This is a genomic window from Oceanobacillus sp. MO10714A, from assembly GCF_037072045.1.
Lineage (GTDB): Bacteria > Bacillota > Bacilli > Bacillales > Amphibacillaceae > Oceanobacillus > Oceanobacillus indicireducens.
Genome location: NZ_JAXHDC010000001.1, coordinates 417,998 through 435,634, shown reverse-complemented (window position 1 = coordinate 435,634; position 17,637 = coordinate 417,998). Strand labels below are relative to the sequence as shown.

General features: G+C 37.6%; 19 protein-coding genes and 1 riboswitch. Of the genes, 8 read left to right on the top strand and 11 right to left on the bottom strand.

All coding sequences use genetic code 11. From position 1 onward, the window contains the following. Positions 1-427: PH domain-containing protein (locus tag SPD53_RS02470; protein WP_336251566.1), on the top strand; the 427-nt coding region annotated here is incomplete at its 5' end. A gap of 220 nt (positions 428-647) precedes the next feature. On the opposite strand, the gene thiE is transcribed toward SPD53_RS02470, so the two are convergent. The 6 genes from thiE to SPD53_RS02440 form a co-directional block, all read right to left on the bottom strand. After that, on the bottom strand, positions 648-1,271 hold the full coding sequence (gene thiE, locus SPD53_RS02465) for a thiamine phosphate synthase (protein WP_156856498.1): 624 nt from the start codon (positions 1,269-1,271) through the stop codon (positions 648-650). 2 nt (positions 1,272-1,273) lie between these two features. Then, positions 1,274-2,098, bottom strand: a complete 825-nt coding sequence (gene thiD / locus SPD53_RS02460) for a bifunctional hydroxymethylpyrimidine kinase/phosphomethylpyrimidine kinase (RefSeq protein WP_156856499.1) — start codon at positions 2,096-2,098, stop codon at positions 1,274-1,276. Between the two features lie 30 nt (positions 2,099-2,128). After that, positions 2,129-2,614, bottom strand: coding sequence for an energy coupling factor transporter S component ThiW (thiW, locus tag SPD53_RS02455; RefSeq protein ID WP_336251565.1), 486 nt, complete (start codon positions 2,612-2,614; stop codon positions 2,129-2,131). A gap of 86 nt (positions 2,615-2,700) precedes the next feature. Next, a riboswitch (TPP riboswitch) is annotated at positions 2,701-2,806 on the bottom strand. Between the two features lie 199 nt (positions 2,807-3,005). After that, positions 3,006-4,157, bottom strand: a complete 1,152-nt coding sequence (locus SPD53_RS02450) for a Ger(x)C family spore germination protein (protein ID WP_336251564.1) — start codon at positions 4,155-4,157, stop codon at positions 3,006-3,008. A gap of 13 nt (positions 4,158-4,170) precedes the next feature. Further along, positions 4,171-5,268 carry a GerAB/ArcD/ProY family transporter gene (locus SPD53_RS02445; protein ID WP_156856502.1) on the bottom strand — a complete coding sequence of 366 codons (1,098 nt, stop codon included), beginning with the start codon at positions 5,266-5,268 and terminating at the stop codon, positions 4,171-4,173. Positions 5,269-5,277: 9 nt separating this feature from the next. Then, positions 5,278-6,780 carry a spore germination protein gene (locus tag SPD53_RS02440; RefSeq protein ID WP_336251563.1) on the bottom strand — a complete coding sequence of 501 codons (1,503 nt, stop codon included), beginning with the start codon at positions 6,778-6,780 and terminating at the stop codon, positions 5,278-5,280. 529 nt (positions 6,781-7,309) lie between these two features. Between SPD53_RS02440 and SPD53_RS02435 the strand changes: the two genes are divergently transcribed. Beyond that, positions 7,310-8,083, top strand: a complete 774-nt coding sequence (locus tag SPD53_RS02435) for an acetoin reductase (RefSeq protein WP_336251562.1) — start codon at positions 7,310-7,312, stop codon at positions 8,081-8,083. An 80-nt stretch (positions 8,084-8,163) separates the two neighbouring features. Here the strand turns inward: SPD53_RS02435 and SPD53_RS02430 are convergent, their stop codons facing one another. Together SPD53_RS02430 and SPD53_RS02425 are read right to left on the bottom strand one after the other, a co-directional pair. Next, the gene (locus SPD53_RS02430; protein WP_336251561.1) at positions 8,164-8,379 is read right to left on the bottom strand and encodes a hypothetical protein; all 216 of its coding nucleotides are present in this window, start codon (positions 8,377-8,379) and stop codon (positions 8,164-8,166) included. 153 nt (positions 8,380-8,532) lie between these two features. Continuing rightward, on the bottom strand, positions 8,533-9,258 hold the full coding sequence (locus tag SPD53_RS02425; RefSeq protein WP_336251560.1) for a MerR family transcriptional regulator: 726 nt from the start codon (positions 9,256-9,258) through the stop codon (positions 8,533-8,535). Between the two features lie 168 nt (positions 9,259-9,426). Here SPD53_RS02425 and SPD53_RS02420 point away from each other — a divergent pair, with 168 nt between their 5' ends. From SPD53_RS02420 to SPD53_RS02410, 3 genes are all read left to right on the top strand, one after another. Next, positions 9,427-10,131 (top strand): metallophosphoesterase family protein, encoded by a 705-nt coding sequence (locus SPD53_RS02420; protein WP_336251559.1) that lies wholly within the window; start codon positions 9,427-9,429, stop codon positions 10,129-10,131. A 102-nt stretch (positions 10,132-10,233) separates the two neighbouring features. Further along, positions 10,234-10,413, top strand: a complete 180-nt coding sequence (locus SPD53_RS02415) for a hypothetical protein (protein WP_336251558.1) — start codon at positions 10,234-10,236, stop codon at positions 10,411-10,413. A gap of 150 nt (positions 10,414-10,563) precedes the next feature. Continuing rightward, positions 10,564-11,379 (top strand): aminoglycoside adenylyltransferase domain-containing protein, encoded by an 816-nt coding sequence (locus SPD53_RS02410; RefSeq protein ID WP_336251557.1) that lies wholly within the window; start codon positions 10,564-10,566, stop codon positions 11,377-11,379. A 233-nt stretch (positions 11,380-11,612) separates the two neighbouring features. Here the strand turns inward: SPD53_RS02410 and SPD53_RS02405 are convergent, their stop codons facing one another. Then, the gene (locus SPD53_RS02405; protein ID WP_336251556.1) at positions 11,613-12,485 is read right to left on the bottom strand and encodes a DUF3307 domain-containing protein; all 873 of its coding nucleotides are present in this window, start codon (positions 12,483-12,485) and stop codon (positions 11,613-11,615) included. 5 nt (positions 12,486-12,490) lie between these two features. Continuing rightward, positions 12,491-13,258 carry a hypothetical protein gene (locus tag SPD53_RS02400; protein ID WP_336251555.1) on the bottom strand — a complete coding sequence of 256 codons (768 nt, stop codon included), beginning with the start codon at positions 13,256-13,258 and terminating at the stop codon, positions 12,491-12,493. A 505-nt stretch (positions 13,259-13,763) separates the two neighbouring features. Between SPD53_RS02400 and SPD53_RS02395 the strand changes: the two genes are divergently transcribed. Continuing rightward, positions 13,764-14,117, top strand: a complete 354-nt coding sequence (locus SPD53_RS02395; protein WP_336251554.1) for a GNAT family N-acetyltransferase — start codon at positions 13,764-13,766, stop codon at positions 14,115-14,117. A gap of 118 nt (positions 14,118-14,235) precedes the next feature. On the opposite strand, the gene hpaB is transcribed toward SPD53_RS02395, so the two are convergent. Next, positions 14,236-15,690 carry a 4-hydroxyphenylacetate 3-monooxygenase, oxygenase component gene (gene hpaB, locus SPD53_RS02390; RefSeq protein ID WP_336251553.1) on the bottom strand — a complete coding sequence of 485 codons (1,455 nt, stop codon included), beginning with the start codon at positions 15,688-15,690 and terminating at the stop codon, positions 14,236-14,238. 344 nt (positions 15,691-16,034) lie between these two features. Between hpaB and SPD53_RS02385 the strand changes: the two genes are divergently transcribed. Together SPD53_RS02385 and glcT are read left to right on the top strand one after the other, a co-directional pair. Further along, a complete protein-coding gene (locus tag SPD53_RS02385) occupies positions 16,035-16,583 on the top strand; it encodes a DUF420 domain-containing protein (RefSeq protein WP_336251552.1) in 549 nt (182 codons plus the stop codon). 130 nt (positions 16,584-16,713) lie between these two features. Further along, entirely contained in the window at positions 16,714-17,553 is an 840-nt protein-coding gene (glcT, locus tag SPD53_RS02380) for a glucose PTS transporter transcription antiterminator GlcT (protein ID WP_156856514.1), read from the top strand. Positions 17,554-17,637: the final 84 nt, after the last annotated feature.

The window sequence follows — 17,637 nt, the reverse complement described above, 5'->3', positions numbered from 1 at the left end:
GAAGTCTATGTATTTTCCATCCATAAGAGACAAGTGGATAACTGGCATCGTCTGGATAATTTCGCTACTTGGGATATTATTTCCACTCTTAAAAGGGCAGGTTACAACCATGTTCATTATGTTCGGATTAGCTGCATTTCTGCTCTGGTTCTGGTTCCGGACTGGATATAAAATAGAAGGGGACAAGATAAAAATCTATTATGGCCCGATTCGGCAGACTGTTCATATCCCGGACATTAAATTAATTGCTTTGTCAAAAATGCCGCTTAACTCTCCGGCACTATCCTTAAAACGAATACAAATATCTTGTAGTAAACTTGACGTAGTTGCTATATCGCCGGAAAATAGGGATCAATTCATCTCTATGCTCTTAGATATAAGACCGGAGATTCCGGTTGATGACCGATTGCTTCCAAAAAATAAATAAAAATACAGCCTCGTACAAAAATGTATGAGGCTGTTTTCTATGCTTATTCTTTGATATAAGGTAGATGCCTTGCGTATCGATTGTTAAATCTTTTACGTATTTTATCAACGCCCAGAAGGCACTCTTGTGGTGAATATAAAGCGCTGGAGCAGATTCCATTGTATACACCGTCCATAATTTCCTGTCTGTTATTTGCCATAGCGAACAAAAAATAAGAATATTATAATTTACTTACTGCTTCTTTTATATCTTCTGCTCTCGTTACAGCGGATATGAAAGAAACACCATCAGCTCCAGCTTTTAATACTGAGCTCGCATTTGTTGTATTAATCCCACCGATTCCGACTATCGGAAACTCAGGGAATTCTGCACGCAAGAAACGGATCCAATCCAACCCGACACTAGACTTTGCATCCACTTTCGTTGTAGTAAGGAACACTGGACCAGCACCTATATAATCAATATATTCTAGCGCACTATTATTTAATTCGTCCTGATTTGAAACAGATAATCCAATGATTTTATTAGGAAACATCTCCCGTAATTCTTTCACCGATTGATCATCTTGCCCGACATGTATCCCATCTGCATCTAATTTGTCTACTAATTCTACATCATCATTAACAATAAATGGAATTTGATGTACGCTACAAACTGTCCGCAATTCTTTTCCTAACTTAATTTTACTATCTCCTGAAAGGGAGCCTGGGCCTTTTTCCCGAAATTGGAAAATTGTAATTCCAGCTTGTATAGCTTGCTCCAGAACAGCAACGGGATTACCTTTAACATTTTGACTTCCCATAATGAAATATTTCCTTAAGCTTAATGGATTAAATGATGACATCGTTACTCCACCTCAGTTGTCGTTAAATTATTTGTATGGATACGCGGTGCCCAATGATTTGTCGGTCCGCTACCAGCTCCTAAGTCCAAAGAATACTTGATCGCGAGCGTTACATAATGTTTTGCCTGTTTAACCGCAATGTTAAGAGGGAGGCCTTGGCTTAGATTAGCAGTTATCGCTGCTGCATACGTACAACCTGTACCATGTGTATTATTTGTATTTATTCGGGGAGCCGAAAAGCTATGGATCCTTGAACCATCATAAAGGAAATCAACCGCATCGCCTTCGCGGTGACCGCCTTTAACTAGTGCAGCTTTCGCGCCAAAATTTTTCACAAGCATTTCGGCAGCCTGCTTCATGTCCTCATCGGTTTCAACTTTTTCATCTATTAGATATTCTGTTTCTGGAATATTTGGAGTTACAATTGTTGTAAGAGGGAGCAAATTCTTCCGCAAATAATTACGGGAATCGCGTTCAATCAATGTGTCACCGCTTGTGGCAACCATGACCGGGTCCATAACATAAGGTGCATCCAAATGCTTAATTTTATTATAAATCATTTTCATCATATCCTGATTGGCAATCATCCCTGTTTTAAATGCATGGATAGGCATATCAGAAATAATCGAGTCTAGTTGCTGTTCGATCATTTCTAGAGAGACGTGGGAAACAGCTTGAACACCTGTCGTGTTTTGGGACACGATGGAGGTGATGACTGACATCCCATAAGTTTTCAATTCCTGAAACGTTTTCAGATCGGCGTGAATTCCAGCACCGCCGCTCGGGTCCGTACCCGCTATCGTTAGAGCACATGCAACATTCTTCATTGAACATTCTCCTTCATCAACTTACTCATTTTAATTTTTTATTAAGCCCTTGGTGTAAACTTTAGATACAACGAGCAGTCCAAGAATTGCTCCAGATATACTGCTTACAAGGAATGGGGGGATGAAAACAAATGCACCGGCCGATGTCCCCATAAATACATAAGCAAATGGCACTGCAAATAATGCACCAATAACCCCACTGCCAATCCCTTCACCTAATGCGGCGAGCGATTGCTTCTTGGTTTGCTTATACAGGAACCCTGCAAGAAAAGCGCCGACCATTGCACCTGGGAAGGCTAATAAGGTTCCTAGTCCGAGCATATTGCGTAATAGACTGATCATGAAAGCAATAATGACTGCCGGACCGGGTCCCAAGGTGACAGCGGCTATGACATTAATCGCATGCTGTACTGGATAAGCGCGGGCTACACCGGCAGGAAACCAGATTAATTGTGCGCTGATTGTTCCAATTGCGATAAAGACGGCCATCGTCGTGATGAGACGGGTTTTATTCATACTTGACCTCCAATCTTAAGGGGTAAAATCAACCAATTAAAAAGCCAGGTCATGATTAGACCTGGCTTCACAAGAAAATAGTTATGAGAACAATCTCACTACTTCCCTACGCTGGCATTAACCAGATCAGGTCGATAAGAGTCGGAAACACACTTTCCTCTCAGCCCAGTTAGGGCACCCCTAGTAGTTTCATATTATTTAGTTCGAATCTAGCATAGCAAAAGTTTTCATAAATGTCACATGTTTTGAAAAAGGTAAGGGTGCAGTGTATCACCCGGATACTTTTGATCTTAAGAAATATCTGCAACAGCACAGGACATGGCGGCAATGTGCGAAAGCTGTTAAATAAAAAGACGGGCAGCTAAACATAAAGGTTTTAGCTGTCCACTTATTAATCAATCGCCCCAAAGTTGACAATTGTCACATCGATATCAAATTCTATTTTGGCATCTTGATATTTTTCCATCCATTCCTTGTTAGTCGTTTTACTTCCTTTTCTTGAAGTGATATACTTTCTCCCAAGACCCAATGCATCTGAGTTTACTTCTTGAAGTTTCGCGAATAGGTTTTCATATTCTCTTACAAAGTATTTCTCTATATCACGTTCGAATTTCCGAGAAGTATCTTCTGATTTAATGTCCATTGGGATTGAGGTTTCTAATAATTCCAGTTTCATTGTGATATCTGCCTTAAACGCTAACGAATCAGAGTCGACAATTTTTATTTTCCCTTTACCTGTATTAAGCATTAAAGAAAGATAAATCGAATCTTCAATTTCTGACGGTTCTCCTTTATAAGCAATTATCTCGTCCAGATAATTTTCACGAGGGACGCCTACATCAATTGGGGTTCCTCTCAAACGCTGTCTCAATAAATTAGCCATGAATGATTCTTTTACTGATATGCTAGCAACATACTGGTCTGCCCGAAAAGCGGCTGCACCAGTTAGTGTAGGTTTACCATCCACTACGTCTATTACTGGAAGTATCGGATCAATGCCGACTTGTTGCACTAATCGCGTGAAAAACTGTAAGGTAATTCGTGGTAAAGTACCCTTTTCGACCTCTTTACTTATTAAGTCTTGTAAATACTCTGTTCGATTTAATTCTACACTTTGTTGCTCTATTTCAAGAATTTCTCTTGCAGTTTGATTGGTTACGGCTAGCTGCATAATTTCAGAAACAGTTGCATCACGAACTTGTGTATTTAGAAAGGGAAGAATGCCTGATTCAGCTGCTTCTTTTCCATAAAATTCTATACTGATTTTTCCGGGGACTAATGGATAGGGCGATTGTTTTTCAGCTTCTGAACGGGCCTCTTTAATCGTACGGCCCCTTCCAATCAACAAACTTGTCATTTCCGGAGCATGCGGATCAAAAATATAAGGAACGAGTGTCGTTTCAATCATTCTTTTTTCCCCTTCATCTATTAGATCAACTCCACGTGAATTAATGATTGCCAACTTCTCAATTTGCGTCGTTTCCAGACAAGCCTGCAGAAATACAATAAATATGAATAACGGTATTAACTTAGCAGTTCGCATGTATTCACCCTCCTTATTTCTTCCGTATTTTTTTCTTTAAAAGAACGAGTGGCAAAAGAAGGAAGGGATAAATATATACAATCCCATAGGATACCCTGCTAACATTATCAATCAAACGCTGAATGATAAAATGCTCATTAAAAAAAGGGATCAGAATTAGAAGGATACTTGCACTTGTGTAAACACTAATTTCGTTCGAAAGATTATAAATACGTTTCGCTATATAACTTATGCACCACATAAGAAGAATCACTTTTGGCATCGCAACCATCATCCATTCTGCAATGACAACGTAGTCCAACCGCTCGATGATAGGAGAGGTTTGAATTTTAAACAAGTTTAATACAACCCAAATTCTTCTTTCCAATTGAGCTGGACTTAAAAATCCAATCGCTATGTTTGTAGAAAGAAGGACGAGGAAAGTGAAATAGGATAGTCCTAAGAAAACAGGCTTACCAATCTTTTTTTTATTTGCTACAAAGGGATAGATAAAAAACAAGATTTCAAATCCTGTAAATGTATAAGACGCAGCAATTGTGCCTCGTAAAATATCCATTATATCTTTATCCATCACAGGCAGAAAGTTGAGAAAATCCATTTGTCGAATTGGTTGAATTAATAAAACAAATAACCAAGAAGAGAACATAAAGAAGAGAAAGGTGACGCCAACAACTGCTTTTAGACCGCCAAATACCGTATAGATAGCAATAATAAGAAGCATACATCCCAGCACGAATGCATTACTATCCGGTAAAACAAAAACCTTAATAATCTCGATATAGGTTACGAGTGTGGATAAGATATAGAATATAAAATAAAGGATGTATACCGTTCCGAGCACTTTTGAAATAAAACAGCCAAATAGGTCGGCCTGAACGCCGAGGATATCCGTATTTTCATATTGCCTCAATATATATAACATGACAAAAAGGAGCAGGGCAATATAGAGGTAGGCAATGAGTATCGAAATCCATGCGTCATGCCCTGCTTCCATAAAGACAATTCGTGGGATTCCAATCAATCCAACACCCAGCTGCATGGAGGCAATAATAAAAAGCATATAGAAAGAACGGAATTGTTCACCTTTTGGTATTTGAAGATTAATTTTCATATACAATCCCTACTCATCAATATCTCTTCTTTCCATAGCTTTCTCTTTGTTAAAAAATCGTTTATCTTTTGGTCGATACGATAAAAATCGTTGATATTTCGTTTGCTCTGGCAGACTGTAAAAAGTTTTGTTAAAATCGGCCAGCCGGAGTGGGTACAATGGCGATAGGTAAGGCCTGCCTAAAGACTCCAAACGGACTAAATGGATGACTAATAAACAGATACCAAACATCAGCCCGATAATCCCGTAAAAACCAGCAAGGAAAAAGAGTGGAAAACGAACAAATCTTACCGTATTACCCATGATATAACTAGGCGTCGCATAAGAAGCTAAAGCACTCATTGTAACCAAAATGATCAGAATGTTACTTGAAATACCAGCTTGAACCGCAGCAGTTCCAACAACCACACCACCAACAATACCAATGGTCTGACCAACTTTAGTGGGCAGTCTTGCTCCAGCTTCCCGTAATAGTTCAATTACAAGTTCGATCAGGAGTACTTCAATGAGCGGAGGAAAAGGAACAACCGCCCGAGATTCACCGAGTGAAACTAAAAGCTGGGATGGAACTAGTTCATAATGATACGTAGTTGCAACGACATACATTGGTGTTAACAGTAAAGTCACAAATGCAGCGAGAAAGCGAAGAAAACGGACAAACATGCTTAACATCCAATGAAAATAGCGATCTTCTGTGGACTCAAAGAAACTGAATAATGTGGAAGGTGCAATTAAAGCGAACGGGCTGTCTTCAACCAAAACGACAATTTTACCTGCTTTTACTGCATACATACAGCGATCCACCAATTCAGTAGATACAAATTGCGCAAATACAGAGGTGGAGGAATCTAAAATATATTGTTTAAGCATATGAATGTCTTCAACCATATCAACTTCAAGGTCGGTCAGCCGTTGCCTCATTGTATTAACATCTGTTTCATTTGCAACTGATTTAAGATAGATTATTCTCGTTTCTTTTGGATTTCTTTTGCCGACTTCAACTTTTTCCATTGCAAGGTCTGGTGTATTCATCCGCCAATTGATTATATTTAAGTTATTTTTAAGGGATTCTGTAAAAGCAATTGTCGGACCAATAACCATTGATTCCGTTTCCGCTTTTTCCAGTGCCCTTTTTTCCATTTTGCCCAGTTCGTACATGATAACTTGATTTTCTTGTTCGATGTAGAGACCGATATAGCCCTCGGTAATTTTATTTCGGAGAGCCGTAATGCTGGACAATTGTTTTCCCGCGGAGAGCGGAATCTCACTTAATATGGAGTCTGTTGTCCATTCTGTTTGCATATCTAATAATTTAGTCAAGACTTGTTGCTCGGCTTTAGTTTCATCAATAAGATAGGGAATATAAAAAAAAGCAATTTGCTTATTTTCTTGCTTATAAACCGTGAAACTCAGATCCTGATTATTGAGAATCTCTATATCCAGCTTGTTTTTCAATTCCTCTATAGAAAGCGGGAAATCCGCTTGATTTGCTCGTTTCTTTACAGGGCGCATAAGTGACCTCCATCTATCTAGCTAGTCCATTTTAGTATGGGTAAATCAGTTAAATTTATCCCATATTTCCTCTTCTTTTATAAATAGTTTTGATTGATGGAAGAAATATTTTAAGTATCTTCATCCTTTGTTTACATTGGTTTAGAGCAACCCGACCTCGAATAAAATTAGCCTAAGGTCTATAGATGAAGATTTGTTTGTCTTAAAGCTTGCATGGAATTACCAATAACCTGTAGTAAATTTCAGCAGATATCATAAAGAGAGTTAAAGGAGTCATCCCATATGCGATTATTATGTTAGTGTTTATTATTGTCTTATCATTTATCCCAGAGATAGCCACCTATCTCGTTGATAATGTGGACTAACATGTTAAAAACATGTTCAATGAAACAAACCTTGAATATGTTTTGTAAAATATTGATGACAGCTCGGTAAAAGTTACCATTAATACTTTTCTCATCCTGCCGCACTATATAATAATGAATGTTTTTAGCTTAAACACATTAACATACACGAAAGGAAAATGTATATGGCAAAAGTTGCGGTAGTAACTGGTTCTGGAGGTGGTTTAGGGAAAGGAATTGCCCAGCGGCTAGCTAAGGATGGATTTCATATTGTTTTAAATGACATCAACCAGGAGTTACTTGATTCTACCTTAAAAGAATTTAAAGCAGAAGGAATACAAGTTGAAGGTGTTGTAGGCGATGTTTCAAAAAGAGAGGATCAATTCCAACTTGTGTCCCAAGCGGCAGAGGCGTTTGGACAGCTTGATGTATTTGTAAATAATGCGGGTATAGAAGTTGTAGGTCCTTTCCTAGACATTGAAGAAAACCAATTAAACAAGGCGTTTTCAGTCAACGTGAATGGTGTAGTTTTTGGCACACAAGCGGCTGCAGAGCGGTTTATAAAGCAAAAAACGAAAGGGAAAGTTATCAATGCTTGTAGTATCGCAGGCCACGAATCGTATGAAATGTTGGCCGTATATTCTGCGACGAAGCATGCCGTCCGTTCCTTCACCCATTCGTCCGCCAAGGAATTAGCTAAGCATAATATCCGAGTAAATGCTTATTGCCCTGGAGTAGCTGATACTTCGATGTGGACCCGTATCGACGAAGAAATGATTAAGTATAATCCGGAAATGAAAAAGGGAGATGCGTTTAAAGAGTTCTCTTCTGGTATTTTATTAGGAAGACCGCAGGAACCAGAGGACGTTGCTAACCTTGTGTCTTTCTTAGCATCAGATGACGCTGACTATATTACAGGACAAGCTATTATCACAGATGGCGGTATTGTATTTAGTTAATAAATATCACTTTATCGAACGTACTAATGATTATCCAGCAGGTGACGAATCGAGTAATGATTGGTCACCTGCTTGGTTTATCAGGCGTTTTCTATTTTTTCCTCTAACTTTTTTTGTTTCATAATTTTACTTATTGGTACATTCGTATAGAGGAAGAGTCCCAAAATCAGCAAACTGAAAAACCATTCGGTTACTTGCCTGTAAATCAGCATTTGATTATACCCATCTACTCCGTACTTTTGTAGCAAGAGTGCCTTTAATCCAGCAAGAGTGACTCCGCGAATAACGAATAGCAATTGTATATATTGAAACCACTTGAAAATGCCTTTTTTGAAAAAAAAGGGGAGTGCTTTGCTTTTTTGGCCAACCTTGCAAGTATACAAAATCTACTGCAAAGTATAATGCCAAAGGCCGTTTTATAAGAAGTGTAAATTTCCATCACCCTTCAACTAATGACCGTATGCATCTTCAATAAATGAAATTACATCCTCGTCAAGATAGACAAATCCAAGATTTTCATTTTTGGTGCGATAGACTTGATACGCTTTTTTGGCTGTAGCTGCATTTTCACCATACATTTCCTTAGCTATCTCAAACCATTTATTAGCAAGCTGTTGGCCATTTTCAGAATCAGGTGTTACTTGGTCAGCAATTGCTTGTCGTATATCGCGAAATAAATTGATAAAGTCCGCAACAACTGGTGTATCCTGACCGACTTTTGGCAAGGTATTCAGGATCTGCAATTCTTCATTTGAGAAATATTTTTCTCTTTTCTCGCTAACTTTGCTATTTATAGGGGAAAGGTACTTGAACGTATTAAAAATATCCTCCCAATTTTTATGACCGCCGAGCTCGATGACTTGAATAACACTTTCTAACGTATGTTTGTTCTTTTTTAATTGCTCAATTTTCGATTGAATCAATTCCATTTGCATCTGTAATAATTCCATTGGAGATTTTTCTTGATTCGTTATGATAGCCTTTATTTGTATCAGTGGGAAGCCTATCTCTTTTAATGTCAGTATGTAATAAAGCTGGGTAACTGCCTCTTCGTCATAATAACGATGCCCACCCTCGCTAATTTTAGATGGCTTTAAAATATTCATTTCATCATAATATCTCAACGTACGAATTGTAGTCTTGCTAATATCCGCTAATTTACCGATCGAATACAAATGATCCACCTCCAGTGTGCTTATTCGTATTATACAATATGACGTAACGTAAGATTCAAGAGTTATGTAAAAACTAAAAATTTCAGATGCTGATATATAAGTTTTGAACCGAGGCAAGCAGGATTTTAAATTTTAATGGTGAATTGAATAAGGGGGAGGTGTTTATATATGCGTGTAGCTGCGATTTATGATATCCATGCGAACTATTCTGCATTAAAAGCAGTTCTGCAAGAGATTAGAAATTCAAATGTTGATCAAGTGATAGTCGGTGGCGATTTAGCTTGGGGACCTGAGCCCCGGCAAGTAATGGACCTGCTAATGGATTACAAAGACGAGTTTGTTTTTATTAGAGGAAATGTTGATCGTGAAGTTTCTTACCGCCATGGAAAAGAAAAAGGGTTAGAAGACTTCATAGCAGAATTAAATCACTGGTGCGCGGACCAATTAACCGAAGAGCAATTACAATTCCTTCAAAATTTGCCCGAAAAAACAATGATGACGATTGCTGGCTTAGGAGAAATCTTATTTGTACACGGATCACCCCGTAGTGATGAAGAAGCGATTCGAATACACACTACTGAAGAGGAAATTAGACCAATGGTTGAGAAGGTACGACAAGATATTATCGTTTGTGGTCATACGCATATTCAGTTTGATCGCATGGTTGCCGGTAAACGAATTATAAATGCAGGTAGTGTTGGATTGCAGAGCAGGGCTGTCGGAGCTTGTTGGGCATTACTTGGGCCTGGCGTTGAATTAAAAGTCACGCCTTACGATACAAAAGCCGCCTCCGAAAGAATTCTCAAATCCAATGCTCCTTATAAAGAAGATTTTGCTGATCATTATTTAAACCCACCTTATGAGGGACCTTAGCCAATCTTAATTGCTAAGGGATAGATACATACCTTGGAAAGCGCGGAACTTTTACTAGATTTTCAAAACAACCCTTCTATGTACAGAACGATATATTCTGAAATGAATAATTGGAAGAGGGATGCAGATGTTATTAAGTATTTAGGAAAGTTCCCGCAAGTTCCTCTCGTTGTAATTGGACGGGATAAAGCGTTCAATACTAAATTAGGAATGATGGAGGGGATACCGGAAGCGGAATTACGTTTATTGGAGGAGAAGTGGCAAGAACTTATTTTGCAGTAAGCTAAACTAAGCAAGAACAGTGAAATGCTATTTACAATTGCATTAAGCCATATGATTCATCTTGATAGACCAGTTGAAATAATTGGAGCAATCCATAACCTTTTATCATGGATAGAGGTAAGTTAGTAAAATAGTGCTAGGGGTTTTAAAATGAGTGGTGATTGGAAATCGTGTTCTACTGAAATAAAGAATTTTATCTTACAGATGAAAGAAAGAATTCAAGATATTATAGGTGATAACTTTGTAGGTTTTTATTTACACGGTTCTTTAGCGATGGGAGGGTTTAACCCTAAACATAGCGACATCGATGTGTTGGTTGTTACAGACAAACCGATAAGACTTGCAGAAAAAAGGAATTTAGCACAGTTTTTTCTAGACTATTCCTTCTCGCCGTACCCAATTGAAATCAGTTTCCTAAGTAAGAAACAATTAATGGATTGGCAGCACCCTTGCCCATTTGAATTCCACTATAGCGAGCATTGGAGAGAGCGATATGAAAATGATTTGTTTCAAGGGACATATCAATATTTTAATGAAGTTATTCAAACGGATCCAGATTTAGCAGCTCATATAACCATTACGAACTACAGGGGAATATGTATAGAAGGAAAACCTATTGATAAAGTATTTCCTAAAGTCCCACTGGATGATTATTTATCGTCCATAATGGGAGATTATCTGGAATGTATAGAAAACATTGCAGAAGATCCGATTTATTGCTCATTAAATATGTTGAGGGTGCTTTGGTTTCTAGATGAAGGAGTTATTTCCTCAAAGCAAGAGGCAGGGGATTGGGGACAAAGAAATTTACCGATGAAATTAAGAAATACAGTGAAGAAAGCTGCTGAAAATTATGCGGATGGGAAAGATAGCTGGTCTTTTGAAAAGTTTGAACTTTTGTTGCTGAGGGACTATATCGCTGGAAAGGTGCAAGAGCTGCTAAAAAATGAAAACCCCTTGACATGAAATCGATCTCATAAACTCAACTTAAATTGAAAAGCAGCCCGTGATGATTTTAGTAATGGAGCGAAATCTTTTGTGAGTGTAGCCTGGTATGGGGCATGATCACATATGAGTTGTTGTCTTTTTACTAAGTCTAACCCGGGCTGCTTTTTAGAGTCTTAAACGGTCAATCTTTCTATCAATTCAACGGAAACCTCCTTTTAAAAAACAAAAAACACATTGTAGATTCCCGCTTCTTACATTAGAATACCTTGAACAATAAGACCGAGCACTAATCCAAGAAAGATAGAGGACAATGTCCCTAACAAGAAATATTCGGCCCAGTTGCGATCATCTAACTGTTTGAAGCGGGCGATGGATTTAGCCGCAATGATAAAAGCGATGGATGGGTAAGCGCCTATCACAGTTAGTAGTATAACAAGTAATCTTTCTATATAACCGATTAGCTTTCCTCGAGAGCGGGACGGGGAAGAGTAGGTGAAATAGTGATATTCTCCTGTAAAACTATTTTCCGTATTCGGTTGATTCCTTTCTTGTACATCAATCATTCTATTACGTAATGTTAATTCCCCTTCAAAGTTCGCGAATTCCGATGGCAAAGAACCAACAATATATTTTACAATATGTCCACTTACGCTTGTGGCCAGAATATAAATTATAATAATAAACAAAACCGTATTAACAGGATGTAAACTGCTTGTCCCAGATAACTCTATCAAACTTGCAGTCATATCCGCAAAACTAATTTGAAAGAAGAGTATACAGGATAACAGTATGATTGCTACATGTAAGGCTTGGTCCGCCAAGAAAAAAACCAGCTGTTTCATATTATCCGCTCGTGTGCTTTTTACAGAATCTATTAGTTTTATTTTCAATAAATCAATTAATAGGTGCGTAATAATAATAAAAGATAGAGGCAGTATAAAATAGTGAATGATATGTTTAAATTCAAATTGATATGCCCAAATAATCGCGAGTGCTATTCCTGAGACTAGTAAATGATGGAGCAAATGTTTCTTTAAGTACTTTAATTTATCCTTAACCATTTGATCTGTCTGCAGCCAGAAATCAGCAATTAAATGGGCGAGGAACAACAATAATACAATCATTAAACTCACCTCTCTTTAGGTAAATATACTTGAAGACGGTTGTTTACATTTTGTCTAATGTTGAGTTGGAGTTCCTCAGTTTGATTATTAACTGGTCCCATCTCCAATGAATTTAACACATCTACAATATTATAAAATGTATCTAAAATGACATCCGCCTTGCCATTTTTCATATGACTCGATATAGTGGATTTCGTTCTGCCAAGATATTCGCTGACTTTGTTTTGTTGACCAAGCATTAAATATAATGAACAGACAAGGGACTGTATCGCCGTTTGTTCGTTTATTTGCTCTTGTTTTAAAGATAAACTTGTATTTAATAATGTAGCGAACTCCCTACTGTAAACTTCGAACCCGCTTGCGTCTTTTCGCGGGGCTAACTCAAAGCGAAATTGCATTCTCTTTTGCTGATTTTTAAGGAAATCATTAGCTAATCTAGACTGCTTCATTAATGGATGTATCCACGTTTCGATGTTTATATCACTTAAATTTCCTTCAATATTGCCAAATGAGAGACCGAAATATGGGGGATGGTCTGTGTATTTCCAAATACGACTTAAATAGAAAGCGAGTATATAAGTAGATGCAAATCCATTACTTACAACGACTAATTCATCACCAGCTCGGTGTGCGACTTTTGTTGTTGTAATATATTGTGTCCAGTAAGCGATGCTGATCTGCAAATCCTGGAGGTAATCACTCAACTCATTGCCGATATCTTCCTTGGAAGAATTACTTACGTCCATGATGAAAACTGAAACTTGATTTCCCATGAATAATCAGCTCCTTTTTCTTTTACTTGCACAGAAGTTCGTTTATATAATCGAACATACCATAAGTTTGATTGTTTAGTCAAACCTTCTAAAAGTTAGATCTTTTAATCTAACAAATTTGCACTCGTAAAGAATGCTAGCTTGCTTTCAAGCTTTAACGGACTAGTATTGTTTAATCTTTTTTAATATTCCGTTATGTATTATGATGAAGTAGAGGATTATTGATTTTACTTTAATTTGGAGGGAAAAGCCATTTGAAAGAGAGCACTTGGAAGGAATGATACTTATTATGAATACTGAAATACTAATAATTGGCGGCGGACCATTAGGGATTGAAGCAGCATTAACGGCTAACGTGTATTCAAATGTTTATGGACTGGTCTAAATGAATGGTATGAAAATCTCGGTATTGTATATAAGCTTGCGGAGCTTCCATCGTTTAATTAGATAATTGGAAGAGCAGAGGTATTTAGGCGAAAAACTAGTTAGGGAGATGATCTAGAAAATGCTAAAATCAAATAGACTTCAGTTTCGAAAGATGGTGGAAAGTGACATTGAGAAATATCACTCATGGAGAAATGATTTTGATGTTATGAAAACAACAAGTCCATCGCTTGATTTATACTCTTTTGATGAAACAAGAAATTTTGTGGAAAATGTTATTCTCAACTCAACATCTTCCAGGAGCTATATAATCGAGGAGAGAGAAGGGAAGAGGGCAATAGGGGTAACATCACTGACAAATATTGATACAAAAAATAGAAATGCGGAATGTATCATTGATATTGGTGAAAAGGATTACTGGAGAATAACTTCATTAAAGTATGCACTAAGTCAAAATAAATATAGTAGGGTGTAATTAACAAACCGCGAATATATTAGAGTACATCCAGGAGTTCAAGTGAAGATACTGGATAAAATATAAAACTTTATCATCCAATATCTTCATTAGAGGGGCTATCTAGAAGGTTTTTTCGTTATATGTTCGTTTCCAAGTTTAAAAAATTGCTAACTTCTTTTACATAATCGGTAAGTGGATAAGCCTTATATAAACGGCTCGATAATCGGATCGGATCTCCAAAAAAATACCTCTCATATTGGGTCTGCCTCGTTCCAAATGAACTCATTGTCAGATCCCAGGCCAACCTAAATATTTTCACACGATCCTCAGCATTCTTGGTTGCTGCTTGGAGGTACTGATTAAGATTGGTTTTAATAGGGGAGCTGAATGCATTTTCTGTAGGTAGACCAACCAGTCCGCTCGCCCCAATTAATTGAATGATTTCGGTGAATCGGGGATATATTTTAGGGAAGATGTTATTGGCAACCTGTAGTGGTGCAATACTCGGCCTTATTGTTCCCCACTGGTCTAATGCTGCGTCACTTTCGGATTTTTCCAATAGAGCCTTCATTGTTTCCAGACCAATTATGATCTCTGACAGTTTTTCTTGAATATGCTGGTACTCACTCACGTTAATCGTTTGTACGAGAAGCTCAGCCAGACCTAAAATGAACTCCGTTTTGACAATTTGTCTAGTCACGACTTGGTGGATCGTAAAACAGTGAAAAGAACTTTTGAATGAGAAATCCTCGGCCGCTTGAGCATTATCATAATAGAAAACTCTGTTCCACGGAACGAGTACATTATCGAAAACGAGAATCGTATCCATTTCCTCGAATCGAGAGCTTAATGGGTGATTAAAAGTTGAATCCCCACCAACAAATGACTCCCTGCAAATAAATTTTAACCCCTTTGTATCTGAGGGAATAGAAAAAGCAAAAGCTTCGTATTCATCCAGCAAAAACTTAGGAATACTAAAAACTAATACTTCATCGGTTAATCCGCCTTGAGTAGCTAAGAGACGTGCGCCTTTGATTACTAACCCTTCTTCATTTCTATCAATTACCCGGGCAGCGATCGGTTCTTCTTTCGAGGATTCCAAATACGCTTCGGAACGGTTTACTTGGGGTGAGACAAAAGTGTGGGTAAATGAAAGGTCTTTTTTCATCGCTAATTCATATAAGGATTGGATATTTTCTGGAAAGCAGTTGACCCTTCCTCTTAATAAGGGAGCAGAAGCGGCAAAACTCATTACAGCGGTATTGAGATAGTCAGGACTTCTTCCCATCAATCCACCCGTTTGTTTAGCCCACTCCTCACTAGCCTTTCGTCTTTTTTTTAAATCATCCTTCGTTTTTGGCTGCAAGAAGGAAAGGCCAATAGAATCTCCGGTTTCGGGTGAATGGAAAGTCAACTTATCTTTGAATTCAGCCTCATGCTGCATGTTATAGAGAGATGCCTTTGTCCGAAGAACTCCTTTGAATGCAGGGTGCTGAGATATCTTCCCTTGAACTTTCTTTCCGTCCAGCCAAATCTCCGTATCCAGTTGATCTAAGCGTTTAATAAAATCCGATCCATTAATAGCTCCCATCCTAACACTCCCATATCCATTTACTTTTATAATGTGAATTCATTTATACTATATTATTATATTAGTCGGTATGTTTGCCTATTCCATTATTTAAGCGCCATGCTTGGTTCATCGATTTAAAACCGGGTTTTATTTTTTTGATAAGAATGAATGAATATAACCACAGGAATTTACTCAGCTATGAGAAAATAAAAACATTCTTTCCATTAAAAAGACCGACTTTTATTTTGTCTAAAAAATGACATTTTCTGTTTATAAAGGAAACGAGCTGTTTTCTATATTGCTCTTTACAACTATTTTTCTTATGATTAGTGTAAGGGATTTTATATAGGAGTGGAAAACATATGAATAATGGTATCAACAATGCTAAACAGCGAAATTATAATCCGCTGATTTGGTTACTATCCATCTTGGTTGTGGGAGTTATTGTGGCAACGTATTTCTTGCCGGAAATCCCAGGTGGTACAATATGGGGAATTGAATTAACGGTATTGCCGATGCTGAATGCTATATTCAACAGCTTTACCTTTGTTTTTTTATTGATTGCGTTAGCCATGATTAAAAAGAATAACATAAAATTACATCGCAGATTTATCATCGCTGCATTTGTAACAACCTTTTTATTCTGTATCTCGTACTTAACGTATCACTCTATGGCTGCATCTACCAGCTACGGTGGAGATGGCCCGCTGATGTACATTTATTATTTTATACTGATCACACACATCATACTTGCTGCAGTAATCGTGCCGCTTGCGCTAATCACACTTGGGAGAGGCTTGAATATGCAAGTGGAAAAGCATAAGAAAATTGCACGCTGGACAATGCCACTCTGGTTGTATGTAAGCCTTACTGGGGTATTGGTATACTTAATGATTTCACCATACTACTAGGCAAAATTCATGCTATAAAAAGGAAAATGGGAAACCAGATTTTTCATGGTTTCCTTTTTTATAGCACGCTATACTATGAATAAGAATGATAAGGATTTTACTGCAAGATATGTTTTTAGGAGGAAATACATTGTCAGCGATAACAATCGTTAAAGCTCTAAATAATAATGTCGTCATGGCCGAACACCCCGGAGAGGGAGAGGTCATTGTAATAGGGAAAGGAATTGGCTTTAATCGAAAAGAGGGTGATTCCCTCTCGGCAGCACAAGCGGAAAAACTATTTGTATTAAAAAATGAAAAAGAACAAGAACAATATAAAAAGTTGCTGCCGCAAATTGATGAAACCTGGCAAAGTGCGATTATCGAAGCTATTGGCCATATTAGTGAACGTGTATCAGGCAAGTTAAATGAACACATCCATATCGGTTTAACGGATCACCTTTTGCTTGCGATGGAGCGTGTGCGCCAAGGACATACAATTGTCAATCCGTTTTTAACCGAAACGATCGCACTATATCCATTCGAGCAGGAACTAGCAAAAAAGGCTGTCGAAATAATTGGAGATAAGACAGGCATTTATTTGCCAAAGGATGAAATCGGGTTCATTACGCTTCATATACATAGCGCATTAATGAATAAGGATTTAGGAGAGATAAATAGACATTCACAGCTTGTTACAAACTTAATTCATATTATTGAGAGTGACTTTGAACTTATTCTCGATAAGGAAAGCCTAGATTATATGCGACTTGTCCGACATTTGCGATTTACGATTGAACGTGTCGTACAGGGAGAAAAAGTGAAAGAACCAGAAAAGATCGCACAACTATTGAAATATGAATATCCATTATGTTATAATCTGTCTTGGAAGCTAATAAAAGTTATGCAAGAGTTTTTGAAGAAAAAGGTATATGACGCTGAAGCAGTTTATTTAACTATGCATCTTCAACGTTTAAAAAAATATGAATAGCAATTATATCTATACGTGTTACTGGATAGGCAGGCATAAGTATGGAAGATAATTGAAAAGACTTCACATGGGAATTCCCATGCT

Coding starts and splice junctions, on each gene's coding strand:
- thiE (WP_156856498.1), bottom strand. CDS start 1,271: ATGTCATCATTTAATCCATTAAGCTTAAGGAAATATTTCATTATGGGA.
- SPD53_RS02415 (WP_336251558.1), top strand. CDS start 10,234: ATGAATAATTGGAAGAGGGATGCAGATGTTATTAAGTATTTAGGAAAG.
- SPD53_RS02450 (WP_336251564.1), bottom strand. CDS start 4,157: ATGCGAACTGCTAAGTTAATACCGTTATTCATATTTATTGTATTTCTG.
- SPD53_RS02395 (WP_336251554.1), top strand. CDS start 13,764: ATGCTAAAATCAAATAGACTTCAGTTTCGAAAGATGGTGGAAAGTGAC.
- SPD53_RS02435 (WP_336251562.1), top strand. CDS start 7,310: ATGGCAAAAGTTGCGGTAGTAACTGGTTCTGGAGGTGGTTTAGGGAAA.
- hpaB (WP_336251553.1), bottom strand. CDS start 15,690: ATGGGAGCTATTAATGGATCGGATTTTATTAAACGCTTAGATCAACTG.
- thiW (WP_336251565.1), bottom strand. CDS start 2,614: ATGAATAAAACCCGTCTCATCACGACGATGGCCGTCTTTATCGCAATT.
- SPD53_RS02420 (WP_336251559.1), top strand. CDS start 9,427: ATGCGTGTAGCTGCGATTTATGATATCCATGCGAACTATTCTGCATTA.
- SPD53_RS02405 (WP_336251556.1), bottom strand. CDS start 12,485: ATGATTGTATTATTGTTGTTCCTCGCCCATTTAATTGCTGATTTCTGG.
- SPD53_RS02400 (WP_336251555.1), bottom strand. CDS start 13,258: ATGGGAAATCAAGTTTCAGTTTTCATCATGGACGTAAGTAATTCTTCC.
- SPD53_RS02445 (WP_156856502.1), bottom strand. CDS start 5,268: ATGAAAATTAATCTTCAAATACCAAAAGGTGAACAATTCCGTTCTTTC.
- thiD (WP_156856499.1), bottom strand. CDS start 2,098: ATGAAGAATGTTGCATGTGCTCTAACGATAGCGGGTACGGACCCGAGC.
- SPD53_RS02410 (WP_336251557.1), top strand. CDS start 10,564: ATGAGTGGTGATTGGAAATCGTGTTCTACTGAAATAAAGAATTTTATC.
- SPD53_RS02385 (WP_336251552.1), top strand. CDS start 16,035: ATGAATAATGGTATCAACAATGCTAAACAGCGAAATTATAATCCGCTG.
- SPD53_RS02440 (WP_336251563.1), bottom strand. CDS start 6,780: ATGCGCCCTGTAAAGAAACGAGCAAATCAAGCGGATTTCCCGCTTTCT.